Below are 13,180 nucleotides of genomic sequence, written 5' to 3'. Positions count from 1 at the left end.
AAGGCCAGCGCGTAGGGAGAGGGTATGTCAGGACCGATCGTCTGCTTCGGCGAATTGCTGCTCCGCCTGTCCGCGCCGGGCCGCGAATTGCTGATGCAGTCGCCCCGACTCGATATCGTCGTCGGCGGGGCGGAGGCGAACGTGGCTGCGGGTCTCGCCGCGCTCGATCACCCGACCGCGCTGGTCAGCACCCTGCCCGACAATGCGCTGGGCCGCGGCGCGGTCGCGGCGATGCGCGCGGCGGGGGTCGATACCGCGCGCGTGACGACCGGGCCGGGGCGGATGGGTCTCTATTTCCTTTCCCCGGGCGCGGGCGTGCGCGCCGCCGACATCGTTTACGACCGCGCCGGATCGGCGTTCGTAGAGGCGAGCGACTACGACTGGCCCGCCTTGCTCGAGGGAGCGGCGCGCCTGCATCTGTCGGGGATCACCCCCGCGCTCGGCCAGGCTAGCGCCGCGCACGCGCTGGCGGCAGCACGTGCAGCTCGGGCAGCAGGTGTGCCCGTCTCGTTCGACGGCAATTACCGCGCGCGCTTGTGGGAAAGCTGGGCCAGCGACCCGCGCGGCGTGCTGACCGAATTGGTGGCGCAGGCCGATCTGTTCTTCGGCAACCACCGCGACGTGGCGCTGCTGACCGGCCGCAACGTGCGCGAGGCGCGCGCGGCGGCAGAGGTGGCGTTCGCGGCCTTCCCCAACCTCACCGTCATCGCTTCGACCGCGCGGACGGTCATCGACGCCGACCACCACCGCCTGTCCGCGCGATTCGATACGCCGGACGCCGCGTACGAAACCGAGGAGATCGCGGTCACCGGCATCGTCGACCGGATCGGCGGCGGCGATGCGTTCGCGGCGGGCATCCTCCACGGCCTCCATGCCGGCCTGACGCCGCAAGAGACGGTCGAGGCGGGGCTGGCGCTCGCTGCGCTCAAGCACAGCCTGCCCGGCGACTTCTCCCGCTTCACCCGCGCCGACCTCGCCGCGTTTCAGGCGGGCGCACGCGACGTGCGGCGTTAAACCCGGCCAACGGTCCGGGTTTGCAATGCAGCACGGGTCCTGTATCGGCGGTTTCGGCCTTGAAGGCGGCGTCCCGGACGCTACCTCGGATGGCAACAGCGATTGAGACGGATCATGGCGACCTTCACCCTCCCCAAGAACAGCGTCATCAAGAAGGAAGGGCACGTCCACCGCGCGCCCGCGGGTGCCAAGCGGATCAAACGCTTCAAGATCTATCGCTACGATCCCGATGCCGGCGCCAATCCGCGCTACGACACGTTCGAGATCGATCTCGACGATTGCGGCCCGATGGTGCTCGACGCGCTCATCAAGATGAAGGGCGAGCAGGACCCCAGTCTCACCTTCCGCCGCTCGTGCCGCGAGGGGATTTGCGGCTCGTGCTCGATGAACATCGCGGGCAAGAACGGCCTCGCCTGCACGACCGCGATCGAGGATATCAAGGGCGATATCCGCATCACGCCGCTGCCGCACATGGACGTCATCAAGGATCTCGTCCCCGACTTCACGCATTTCTATGCGCAGTACGCCTCGATCAAGCCGTGGCTTCAGACGGTGACGCCGCCGCCCTCGGGCAAGGAGCGGCTCCAGTCGCCGGAGGATCGCGCGAAGCTCGACGGCCTCTACGAGTGCATCCTGTGCGCCTGCTGCTCGACCTCGTGCCCCAGCTATTGGTGGAACAGCGACAAGTTCCTCGGGCCGGCGATCCTGCTTCAGGCGTATCGCTGGCTCGCCGACAGCCGCGACGAGATGACGGGCGAGCGGCTCGACGACCTCGAGGACCCGTTCCGCCTCTATCGCTGCCATACGATCATGAACTGCGCGAACGTCTGTCCCAAGGGTCTCAACCCGGCCAAGGCGATCGCGGAGATCAAGAAGATGGAAGTCGAGCGCATCGTCTGATGCCCGACCAAACCGGGGCGGCCGCGGACGACGCGCCGCCCCCCTTCCGTTTCTTCCCCGATCCCGATCTTCCCGGCTGGCATCGCTGGGAAATGGCCGATCCTACTCGCTACAACACGTTTCTTGCCCCCCTGTCGGTTCGGGTCGAGCGTGAGGGCTGTGCCTGCGTGCGGATGGTGCCGCAGCGCGTTCATTCGAACCTTCGCGACCACGTCCATGGCGGCGCACTGTTGGGTTTCGCCGATGTGGCGGTGTTCGCTGCTGCCCGAATACTCGGCATCGCCGACGAGGGCTTCGCCTCGACCGTCGATCTGTCCGCGCAATTCATCGACGGTGCCGACGCGGCGCACCCGGTCGAGGCGGAAGTCGAATTGCTCCGCGAAACCGGCCGCCTCTTCTTCGTCCGCGGGCTGATCGTGCAGAATGGCCGCCCGTGCGTCAGCTTCACCGCGACCGCGCGCAAATGACCGATGTCCTCAACGCCTATCGCGCCCTCGTCCAGCGCGGCGAACTCAAGCCCGACGCGGATCAGGAGGCGGCCGCCGCGCGCCTCGACACGCTCGCCGCCGAACTGACCGCAGTACCGAAGCGCGGCAGCGTGCTGTGGAAGATGCTCGGCCGTGCCCCCGCGCCGCCGCGCGGCGTCTACCTGTGGGGCGGGGTCGGGCGCGGCAAGTCGATGCTGATGGACCTGTTCTTCGACCAGCTCCCCATCCGCCGAAAGCGCCGCGTCCATTTCCACGCCTTCATGATCGAGGTGCATGCCCGCCTGCACAAGGAGCGGGCGAAGGAAAGCGGCGACCCCATCCCACCCGTCGCCGCGGCGATGGTGGGCGAGACGCGCCTGCTCGCCTTCGACGAGATGGTCATCAACAATTCGGCCGACGCGATGATCCTGTCGCGGCTGTTCACCGCGATGATGGAGCACGGCCTGACCGTCGTCGCGACCTCGAACCGCGTGCCCGAGGATCTCTACAAGGACGGGCTCAACCGGGAGCATTTCCTGCCCTTCATCGGCCTGATTCGCGAAAAGATGGACGTGCTATCGCTCAACGGCCCGGTCGATTATCGCCGCGACCGGCTGGGCAGTATCGAGACCTGGCTGGTGCCCAACGGGGCCGAGGCGACGAAGACGCTCTCCGACGCCTTCTTCCGCCTCACCGACTATCCGGTCGAGGATAAGGCGCATGTGCCGACCTGCGACCTCGACCTCGGCGGCCGGACGTTGCACGTGCCCAAGTGCCTGAAGGGCGTCGCCGTGTTCAGCTTCAAGCGCCTGTGCGGCGAGGCACGCGGCGCGCCCGATTACCTCGCGGTCGCGCGGCGATTCCACACCGTCATCCTCGTCGGCATCCCCCGGCTCGGCCCGGACAACCGCAACGAGGCGGCGCGCTTCGTCACGCTGATCGACGCGCTCTATGAGCACAAGGTCAAGCTGCTCGCCGCCGCCGATGCGGCCCCCGAACAGCTTTACGAGAAGGGCGACGGCGCGTTCGAGTTCGAACGGACCGTCAGCCGGTTGAACGAAATGCGGTCCGACGAGTATCTGGCGCTCGGCCATGGCAAGGGAGAGCCCGCATGACCGCGCGCATCAACCGCAACACCCGGCTCTGCATGTCGCTGTCGGCGCGGCCGGGCAATTTCGGCACGCGGTTCCAGAACCACCTCTTCGAGGCGCTGGGCCTCGACTATGTCTACAAGGCGTTCACGACCACCGATATCGAGGGGGCGGTGCGCGGCATCCGCGCGCTCGGCATCCGCGGCTGCGCGGTGTCGATGCCGTTCAAGGAGGCGGTGATCCCGCTGATCGACGAACTCGATCCGTCCGCGGCGTCGATCGGCGCAGTCAACACGATCGTGAACACCGATGGCCACCTCAAGGGCTACAACACCGACTATCTGGCGGTGGTGCAGTTGATGCAGCGTCATGCGGTCCCGACCGAGACGCGCTGGGCGCTGACCGGTGCGGGCGGGATGGCGAAGGCGGTCGCCTCGGCCCTCGTCGACTATGGCTATGCGAACGGCACGATCGTCGCGCGCAATGTCGGAAAGCGTCGCGATCTCGCCGACAAGCTCGGCATCGCGCATGCCGACGAGGCGCGCGAAGGCACGCAGATGCTCGTCAACGCCACCCCGATCGGCATGGCCGGCGGCACGGAGGCAGACGCCCTGCCCTTTCCCCTTCAGTCCATCGCCGCGTCGGAGATCGTCTTCGACGTGGTCGCCATTCCGCCCGAGACGCCGCTGATCCGCGCCGCCCGCGATCTGGGCAAACGGGTCATCACCGGTGACGCCGTGCTGGTGTTGCAGGGGCGCGAACAGTTCGTGCTCTACACCGGCGTGCAACCCGGCGAGGTCGAGGTCGACGCCGCCGCCAGGGTCGCGCTGGCGCCTTAATGCACTTGCGAACAAGTCGCAAAGATAGTTTGTCGCCGGTGTCGATAGGCGGTTGTCCCCTCGGTCCAAAAGGCTTAAGTCGCCCCCGTTCTCGCGGGCGCTCCTGCGTGCGTCCGCCGTTTTAGGTCCGTCTAGGGAGGATCCATGGCTCGCAAGAAGATCGCGCTGATCGGCGCCGGCAACATCGGCGGCACGCTCGCGCACCTCGCCGCCCTCAAGGGGCTGGGCGACATCGTCCTGTTCGACGTGGCCGAGGGGATTCCCCAGGGCAAGGCGCTCGACCTCAGCCAGTGCGGCCCGGTCGAGGGCTTCGACGCGACCATCACCGGGTCCAACGATTACAAGGACATCGCCGGCGCCGACGTCATCATCGTCACCGCCGGTGTCGCCCGCAAGCCGGGCATGAGCCGCGACGATCTGCTCGGCATCAACCTGAAGGTCATGAAGGCCGTGGGCGAGGGTATCGCCGCCAACGCCCCCGACGCCTTCGTCATCTGCATCACCAACCCGCTCGACGCGATGGTCTGGGCGTTGCGCGAATTCTCGGGCCTGCCGCACAACAAGGTCGTCGGCATGGCCGGCGTCCTCGACTCGGCGCGCTTCAGCCACTTCCTCGCCGACGAGTTCAAGGTGTCGGTGAAGGACGTGAACAGCTTCGTCCTCGGCGGCCACGGCGACACGATGGTCCCCGTCCTCGAATATTCGACCGTCAGCGGCATTCCCGTCAGCGACCTGATCGCGATGGGCTTCTCGACGCAGGAGCGCATCGACGCGATCGTCCAGCGCACGCGTTCGGGCGGCGGCGAGATCGTCGGCCTTCTGAAGACCGGCTCGGCCTATTACGCCCCCGCGACCAGCGGCATCGCGATGGCCGAAGCCTATCTCTACGACAAGAAGCGCGTCCTGCCCGCGGCGGCGCACCTGACCGGCCAGTATGGCATCGACGACCTCTATGTCGGCGTGCCCGTGGTGATCGGTGCGGGCGGCGTCGAGAAGGTGATCGAGATCAACCTGTCCGAGGAGGCCAAGGGCAACCTCCAGGTCAGCGTCGATGCGGTCAAGGAACTGCTCGTCGCGTGCAAGGGCATCGACGAGAGCCTGAACTGATCCAGCGCGCCCGGCCCAGCCGGGCGCCGCTTTCGTTTTCGTTCGGCCCCCCGGCCGCCACTTTCAGGGAATTCCGATGAGCATCCTCGTCGACAAGAACACCAAGGTCATCGTCCAGGGCATGACGGGCGCCACCGGCACCTTCCATACCGAGCAGGCGCTGGCCTACGGTACGCAGATGGTCGGCGGCGTCACGCCCGGCAAGGGCGGCACGAGCCATATCGGCCTGCCCGTCTTCAATACCGTCGCCGAGGCGGTGGACACGACGGGTGCGACCGCCAGCGTCGTGTACGTGCCGCCAGCCTTCGCCGCGGACTCGATCCTCGAGGCGATCGACGCGCAGGTGCCGCTGATCGTCGCGATCACCGAGGGCATTCCGGTGCTCGACATGGTCAAGGTCAAGCGCGCGCTGTCGGGCTCGAAGTCGCGGCTGATCGGCCCGAACTGCCCCGGCGTGCTGACGCCGGGCGAGTGCAAGATCGGCATCATGCCCGGCTCGATCTTTTCCAAGGGGTCGGTCGGCGTCGTCAGCCGCTCGGGCACGCTCACCTATGAGGCGGTGTTCCAGACGACCAATGCGGGCCTTGGCCAGACCACCGCGGTCGGCATCGGCGGTGACCCGGTCAACGGCACCAACTTCATCGACGTGCTCGAGCTGTTCCTGGCGGACGACGAGACCAAGTCGATCATCATGATCGGCGAGATCGGCGGCGATGCCGAGGAGCAGGCCGCGCAGTTCCTGATCGACGAGGCCAAGCGCGGCCGCAAGAAGCCGATGGCCGGCTTCATCGCGGGCCGCACCGCGCCTCCGGGCCGCCGCATGGGCCATGCCGGCGCGATCGTGTCGGGCGGCAAGGGCGACGCCGAGAGCAAGATCGCGGCGATGGAAGCGGCGGGCATCAAGGTGTCGGCCAGCCCCAGCCTGCTCGGCGAGACGCTCGTCGAGGTTCTGAAGGGTTGATCCTTTTGGCCGCTCCCGGCGTTCGGGAGCGGCAATTGGCCGGCGTTGCCAACGCTGGCCACTGACAGTCCCGTCTCGATCGAGCGGGGTCGAGGTGCATGATGGGTTACGAAGGTCAGGATTTCGCGGATGTGGCGGGCGGCGTCAGCCCGGCGTTCATCGATACGCTCTATGCCCGGTACAAGGCCGATCCGGCCTCGGTCGAGGATGGCTGGCGCGCCTTCTTCGACGGGCTCGAGAATGTGGTGACCGGCCCCAGCTGGGCGCGCAAGAACTGGCCGCTCAGCGACACCGACGCACTGACCGCCGCGCTCGACCCGACCCAGATGGAGCCCGCGCCCAAGCCGGCCAAGGGCGGCGGCGCGCCGGCCCCCGCAGCCAAGGCTGCGGCCCCTGCCCCCTCGACCGCCGATATCCAGCGCGCCGCGCAGGATTCGATCCGCGCGATGATGCTCATCCGCACTTATCGCGTGCGCGGGCACCTGGCCGCCAATCTCGATCCGCTCGGCCTCTCCAAGCGCGAGATGCCCGAGGATTTGAAGACCGAATATCACGGCTTCCACGACAGCGAGATCGACCGCCCCGTGTACCTCGGCGGCGCGCTCGGCTTCGAGACCGCGACGATCCGCCAGGTCGTCGACACGCTGCGCAAGAATTACTGCGGCAATGTCGGCCTCGAATACATGCACATCGCCGACGTGGAGGAGCGCCGCTTCCTTCAGGACCGGATGGAAGGCCAGGACAAGGCGATCGAGTTCACCACCGAGGGCAAGAAGGCGATCCTGTCCAAGGTGATCGAGGCCGAGCAGTGGGAGAAGTTCCTCGGCCGCAAGTATGTCGGCACCAAGCGCTTCGGCCTCGACGGCGGCGAATCGATGATCCCCGCGCTCGAAGCGGTCATCAAATATGGCGGCGCGACGGGCGTGCGCGAGATCGTCTATGGCATGGCGCATCGCGGCCGGCTCAACGTCCTCGCCAACGTGATGGCCAAGCCCTATCGCGTGATCTTTCACGAGTTCGCGGGCGGCTCGGCCAACCCCGACGATATCGGCGGCTCGGGCGACGTGAAGTACCATCTCGGCACCTCGACCGATCGTGAGTTCGATGGCGTCAACGTCCACATGTCGCTGGTTGCGAACCCCAGCCATCTCGAGGCGGTGAACCCCGTGGTTCTGGGTAAGGTGCGCGCGCAGCAGACCTTCCGCCAGGACCTCGACAAGCACGAGCAGGTGCTGCCCGTGCTGATCCACGGCGACGCGGCGTTCGCGGGCCAGGGCATCGTCTGGGAATGCCTCGGCTTTTCGGGCATTCGCGGGTACAATACCGGCGGCTGCGTCCATTTCGTCATCAACAACCAGATCGGCTTTACGACCAGCCCGCAATTCGCGCGTTCGTCGCCCTATCCGTCGGACGTCGCCAAGGGCGTCCAGGCGCCGATCCTGCACGTCAACGGCGACGATCCCGAAGCCGTCACCTTCGCCTGCAAGGTCGCGACCGAGTTCCGCCAGACGTTCAAGCGCGATGTCGTCATCGACATGTGGTGCTATCGCCGCTTCGGCCACAACGAGGGTGACGAGCCGAGCTTCACTCAGCCGATCATGTACAAGTCGATCCGCCAGCATCCGCCGGTCAGCGAGATCTACGGCAAGCGGCTGGTGGCCGAGGGCGTCATCGACGACGGCTTCGTCAAGGCCAAGATCGACAGCTTCACCCAGACGCTGGAAGAATCCTTCGACGGCGCCAAGGGGTACAAGCCCAACAAGGCCGACTGGTTCGCCGGTCGCTGGTCGGGCCTGCACGCGCCCGTCGATGCCGAGACGACGCGCCGCAGCGTCGACACCGGCATCGAGCAGAAGCTGTTCGACTCGCTCGGCCGCACGCTGACCGAGGCGCCCGAGGGGTACGAGCTTCACAAGACGCTCGGCCGCGTCCTCGATGCCAAGCGCGAGATGTTCCGGTCGGGCACCGGCTTCGACTGGGCGACGGGCGAGGCGCTGGCGTTTGGCTCGCTCCTGTCCGAGGGGTACGGCGTCCGCCTGTCGGGCCAGGATTCGGGCCGCGGCACGTTCAGCCAGCGTCACGCCGTCTGGGTCGACCAGAATGACGAGCGCCGCTACGTGCCGCTCGCCGAGATCCCGCACGGCCGGTTCGAGGTGCTCGACAGCCCGCTGTCCGAATATGGCGTGCTCGGTTTCGAATACGGCTTCGCGCTCGCTGATCCCAAGACGCTGGTGCTGTGGGAAGCGCAGTTCGGCGACTTCGCCAACGGCGCGCAGATCATGATCGACCAGTTCATCGCGTCGGGCGAAGCCAAGTGGCTGCGCGCCAACGGCCTCGTCCTCCTGCTGCCGCACGGCTATGAGGGCCAGGGGCCGGAGCACTCGTCGGCACGGCTCGAACGCTTCCTGCAGTTGTGTGCGCAGGACAATATGCAGGTCGCGAACTGCACCACGCCGGCCAACTATTTCCACCTGCTGCGTCGGCAGATGCACCGCAACTTCCGCAAGCCCCTAGTCGTATTCACGCCCAAGTCGCTGCTCCGCCACAAGATGGCGGTGTCGAAGGCGGAGGATTTTGTCGGCACCAGCCATTTCCAGCGGCTGCTCTCCGATCCCTCGGCTCCGGCGGACGAGGCGACGCGCCGCGTGGTGCTCTGCTCGGGCAAGGTCGCGTACGACCTGATCGAGGCGCGCGATGCCGCCGGCGACACCGCCACGCAGATCATCCGCGTCGAGCAACTCTATCCGTTCCCCGGCGAGCCGCTGGCGGCGCGTCTGTCGCGGATGCCCAACCTCGAGGACGTGGTCTGGGCGCAGGAAGAGCCGAAGAACAACGGCGCCTGGTTCCTGGTCGAGCCGCTGATCGAGGAATCGCTCGCCGCCGCCGGGTCGCGGGTACAGCGCGCGCGCTATGCGGGCCGCGCCGCTTCCGCCTCGCCCGCCACGGGCCTGATGAAGCGGCACCAGGCCGAGCAGGGTGCGCTCGTCGCCGACGCGCTCGGCCACAGCGTGCGCGAGGAAATCCGTCGCACCCGCCAGTCCGAAACCAACAATGCGTCCGGCAAGGCCGGGGCGTGATCGAAGCCTGAAGAAGGACGTATCGAAATGGCCACCGAAATCCTCGTCCCCGTGCTGGGCGAATCGATCACCGAAGCGACGCTCGGCGAATGGCTGAAGCAGCCGGGTGAGGCGGTCGCCGCCGACGAACCCGTCGCCAGCCTCGAGACTGACAAGGTCTCGGTCGAAGTGCCCGCCCCCGCCGCCGGCGTGATGGGCCAGCACGCGGTGCAGCCCGGCGACACCGTCAATGTCGGCGCGATGATCGGCACGATCGAGGCCGGCGACGGCGCCGCCGCCGCGCCCAAGGCCGAGGCGGCCCCCGCCGCCGCGCCAACGCCCGCCCCGGCCCCGGCCCCGGCCGAAGCCGCGCAGCAGGCGCCCGCCCCCGCCGAGCATGTCGACGCCGCCGCGCTGTCGCCCTCGGTTCGCCGCGCGATCCTCGAGCACGGCGTCGACCCCGCGACGATCAAGGGGTCGGGCAAGGACGGCCGCATCACCAAGGAGGACGTGGTCGCCGCCGCTTCGGCGAAGTCGAGCGCGCCCGCTGCCGCGCCGGCCCCGGCCGCCGCGCCCGCCGCTGCCGCCGCGCCTGCCGCTGGCGACAACCGCCGCGAGGAGCGCGTCCGCATGACGCGCCTGCGCCAGACGATCGCCAAGCGGCTGAAGGACGCGCAGGACACCGCCGCGCTCCTCACCACGTTCAACGACGTCGACATGACCGCGGTGATCGAGGCGCGCGCCAAGTACAAGGACCTGTTCGAGAAGAAGCACGGCGTCCGCCTCGGCTTCATGGGCTTCTTCGTGAAGGCCGCGACGATGGCGCTGCGCGACATTCCCGCCGTCAACGCCAGCATCGAGGGCGACGAGATCGTCTATCGCGACTATGCCGACATCTCGGTCGCGGTGTCCGCGCCGCAGGGCCTGGTCGTTCCCGTCATCCGCAATGCCGAGAGCCTGTCGGTCGCCGGCATCGAGAAGACGATCGGCGACTTCGGCAAGCGCGCCAAGGACGGCACGCTCAAGATGGACGAGATGAAGGGCGGTACCTTCACCATCTCGAACGGCGGCGTGTTCGGGTCGCTCATGTCGACGCCGATCATCAACCCGCCGCAGTCGGCGGTGCTCGGCCTCCACCGCATCGAGGACCGTCCGGTGGTCCGCGACGGCCAGGTCGTCGTCCGCCCGATGATGTATCTGGCGCTGTCGTACGACCACCGCCTGATCGACGGGCGTGAGGCGGTGACCTTCCTCGTCGCATTGAAGAACGCAATCGAGGACCCGACGCGTCTGCTGATCGATCTGTAAGCAACCCGGTACCCCGGCGAAAGCCGGGGTCCGATTGGGAAGGCGGTTGTAACAAGGCCTGCTCTCTCCCACCCATGTTCCCCGACTGGACCCCGGCCGTCGCCGGGGTACGGTGCCCGACAAGGCTTCGGAGTGAGTAAAATGGCTGAATACGACTTCGACGTTCTGGTGATCGGTGCCGGCCCCGGCGGCTATGTCGCGGCGATCCGGGCGGCGCAGCTCGGTCTTTCCGTTGCTTGCGCGGAGAGCCGCGAGACGCTGGGCGGCACCTGCCTCAACGTCGGCTGCATCCCGTCCAAGGCACTGCTCCACGCCTCCGAACTGTATCAGGAGGCCGCGGGCGGCGCGCTCGCCAAGCTCGGCGTCAAGTTCGACAGCGTCAGCCTCGACCTCGACGCCATGCACGCGCAGCGGCTGGAAGCGGTGAAGGGCCTGACCGGCGGGATCGAGTACCTCTTCAAGAAGAACAAGGTCGAGTGGCTGAAGGGCCGCGCGAGCTTCGTCGATTCGACCACGGTCAAGGTCGGCGAGCGGCAGGTGACCGCGCGCGACATCGTCATCGCCACCGGCTCGTCGGTAACGCCGCTGCCCGGCGTGGAGGTCGACCAGAAGGTGGTCGTCGATTCGACCGGCGCACTCGAGCTCGATCACGTCCCCGGACACCTCGTCGTCATCGGCGGCGGCGTGATCGGGCTGGAACTGGGCAGCGTCTGGAAGCGGCTGGGCGCCAAGGTCACCGTCATCGAGTATCTCGACCAGATCCTCCCCGGCTTCGACGGCGACGTGCGAAAGGAGAGCGCCAAGCTCTTCAAAAAGCAGGGCATCGAGTTCAAGACGGGTACCAAGGTGACGGGCGTCGTCGTCAACGGGACGAAGGCGACGATCACCGTCGAGCCCGCCAAGGGCGGCGCGGCGGAGACGATCGAGGCCGACAACGTCCTCGTCGCAATCGGCCGCCGCCCGAATACCGAGGGGCTGAACCTCGAGGCGGCAGGCGTCGCGCTCAACCAGCGGCACCAGATCGAGGTCGATCACGACTTTGCGACCAAGGTGGACGGCATCTGGGCGATCGGCGACGTGACGCCCGGCCCGATGCTCGCGCACAAGGCCGAGGATGAGGGAATCGCGGTCGCAGAGAACATCGCCGGCCAGACCGGCATTGTGAACCACGACCTGATCCCGTCGGTCGTCTACACGATGCCCGAAATCGCCGGCATCGGCCTCACCGAAGAGGCCGCGCGCGAGAAGGGCGAGGTCAAGATCGGCAAGTTCCCGATGGCGGGCAACAGCCGCGCCAAGACCAACCACGAGCCGGACGGCTTCGTGAAGGTCATCTCGGATGCCGAAACCGACCGCGTGCTCGGCGTCTGGATCATCACCTCGCTCGCCGGCACGATGATCGCGCAGGCGACGCAGGCGATGGAGTTCGGCGCGACGGCGGAGGACATCGCCTATACCTGTCACGCGCACCCGACGCATTCGGAGGCACTGAAGGAAGCCGCGATGGCCGTGCGCGGCAAGCCGATCCACATCTGATCGTTAGGGGGGCGGCGAATGTCGCCCCCCTTCCACGTCATCCCGGACTTGATCCAGGATCCCGCTTCTTTCTTTTTCTTCCGTCGGAAATTGCAGACGGAGCGGGCCCCGGATCAAGTCCGGGGTGACGGGGGTGAGACTCGCCGCGCCCGCCCCGCCAGCAACAGCGCGAGCCATGCCGCCACCAGCGCAGCATACCAAAGCGTGTAGTCGCCCAGCGCTCGCTCGACGATCGCCCCGCCCACCGCACCGCCGACAAAGGTGAGCCATAGCAGCAGATACGGCACCCAGCGCCAGGGCGGCGCCGTTCCCATCAGCGCATCGGCCAGCCCCTGCCCCAGCTTGACCAGGTTGCCGGTCATATAGGTCAACCCGACCGCGCCCCCCTCCTCGCGCAGCAGCACGCCGTTCATCGCCCCCATCGCCGCGGCGAGCAGCGGCATCGCGAGCAGGGACGATGCCATCGTCGCCAGCGCCGCGCTGACGATCAGCAGCGTCGTCAGCCCCATGACCGCCGCCGCCGCCCCACGCTCGAACCGGCGCGACACGATACTCGCCAAGATGACGCCGGCCAGGAACGCCAGCACCAGCGAGAAGGCGAGTCCCCCGCCCCCACCGAAACCACCGCTCAGCACCACGCCGCCGCGCGTCGCATTTCCGCTCATGAAAGAGACGAAGAAATTGCCGAGGCGGATGAAGGCATAGGCATCGACGAACCCCGCCAGCGCAGCGATCGCCGCGGCGACGGGAAGGACGGGAAACGGGCGCGTGTGCATGATCCCGATCTAGGAGTTTCAGCGCTCGAGCTGAAGGGTGGGAGCCATTTCGAAATAGCTAGAGACCATGCGCCGCGGTGCGGCGGCGGGAATCAAGCATCGCTTGCAGCCTGTTGGCACGCCCG

The 13,180-nt window shown here is 67.5% G+C and carries 11 protein-coding genes; 10 read left to right on the top strand and 1 reads right to left on the bottom strand.

Annotated features, from left to right (window positions below; genetic code table 11):
- Positions 1-24: 24 nt before the first annotated feature.
- From FHR19_RS08680 to lpdA, 10 genes are all read left to right on the top strand, one after another.
- Positions 25-1,014, top strand: coding sequence for a sugar kinase (locus tag FHR19_RS08680; protein ID WP_184027026.1), 990 nt, complete (start codon positions 25-27; stop codon positions 1,012-1,014).
- Between the two features lie 114 nt (positions 1,015-1,128).
- Positions 1,129-1,914: a succinate dehydrogenase iron-sulfur subunit gene (locus FHR19_RS08675; RefSeq protein ID WP_184027023.1), complete on the top strand. Its 786-nt coding sequence runs from the start codon at positions 1,129-1,131 to the stop codon at positions 1,912-1,914.
- Positions 1,914-2,381, top strand: a complete 468-nt coding sequence (locus tag FHR19_RS08670) for a PaaI family thioesterase (RefSeq protein WP_184027020.1) — start codon at positions 1,914-1,916, stop codon at positions 2,379-2,381. The genes FHR19_RS08675 and FHR19_RS08670 overlap by 1 nt, the downstream gene beginning before the upstream one ends.
- Positions 2,378-3,496 (top strand): cell division protein ZapE, encoded by a 1,119-nt coding sequence (zapE, locus tag FHR19_RS08665; protein ID WP_184027017.1) that lies wholly within the window; start codon positions 2,378-2,380, stop codon positions 3,494-3,496. The genes FHR19_RS08670 and zapE overlap by 4 nt, the downstream gene beginning before the upstream one ends.
- Positions 3,493-4,311 (top strand): shikimate 5-dehydrogenase, encoded by an 819-nt coding sequence (locus FHR19_RS08660; RefSeq protein ID WP_184027015.1) that lies wholly within the window; start codon positions 3,493-3,495, stop codon positions 4,309-4,311. Before zapE ends, FHR19_RS08660 begins: the two co-directional genes overlap by 4 nt.
- 144 nt (positions 4,312-4,455) lie before the next feature.
- Positions 4,456-5,418: a malate dehydrogenase gene (gene mdh / locus FHR19_RS08655; protein WP_184027013.1), complete on the top strand. Its 963-nt coding sequence runs from the start codon at positions 4,456-4,458 to the stop codon at positions 5,416-5,418.
- 76 nt (positions 5,419-5,494) lie between these two features.
- Positions 5,495-6,379, top strand: coding sequence for a succinate--CoA ligase subunit alpha (gene sucD / locus FHR19_RS08650; RefSeq protein ID WP_184027011.1), 885 nt, complete (start codon positions 5,495-5,497; stop codon positions 6,377-6,379).
- 101 nt (positions 6,380-6,480) lie between these two features.
- A complete protein-coding gene (locus FHR19_RS08645; protein WP_184027669.1) occupies positions 6,481-9,456 on the top strand; it encodes a 2-oxoglutarate dehydrogenase E1 component in 2,976 nt (991 codons plus the stop codon).
- A gap of 27 nt (positions 9,457-9,483) precedes the next feature.
- Complete coding sequence (odhB, locus tag FHR19_RS08640) at positions 9,484-10,743, top strand: 2-oxoglutarate dehydrogenase complex dihydrolipoyllysine-residue succinyltransferase (protein WP_184027009.1); 1,260 nt, start codon at positions 9,484-9,486, stop codon at positions 10,741-10,743.
- A gap of 141 nt (positions 10,744-10,884) precedes the next feature.
- Complete coding sequence (lpdA, locus tag FHR19_RS08635; protein ID WP_184027007.1) at positions 10,885-12,279, top strand: dihydrolipoyl dehydrogenase; 1,395 nt, start codon at positions 10,885-10,887, stop codon at positions 12,277-12,279.
- Between the two features lie 113 nt (positions 12,280-12,392).
- Here lpdA and FHR19_RS08630 read toward each other — a convergent pair whose 3' ends face one another.
- Positions 12,393-13,055 carry a YoaK family protein gene (locus tag FHR19_RS08630; RefSeq protein WP_184027005.1) on the bottom strand — a complete coding sequence of 221 codons (663 nt, stop codon included), beginning with the start codon at positions 13,053-13,055 and terminating at the stop codon, positions 12,393-12,395.
- Positions 13,056-13,180 lie beyond the last annotated feature (125 nt).

The sequence above is a fragment of the Sphingomonas yantingensis genome, from assembly GCF_014199325.1.
Lineage (GTDB): Bacteria > Pseudomonadota > Alphaproteobacteria > Sphingomonadales > Sphingomonadaceae > Sphingomonas > Sphingomonas yantingensis.
Note: the sequence above shows the minus strand (reverse complement) of the source record. Positions and strands in the feature narration are given on the sequence as shown.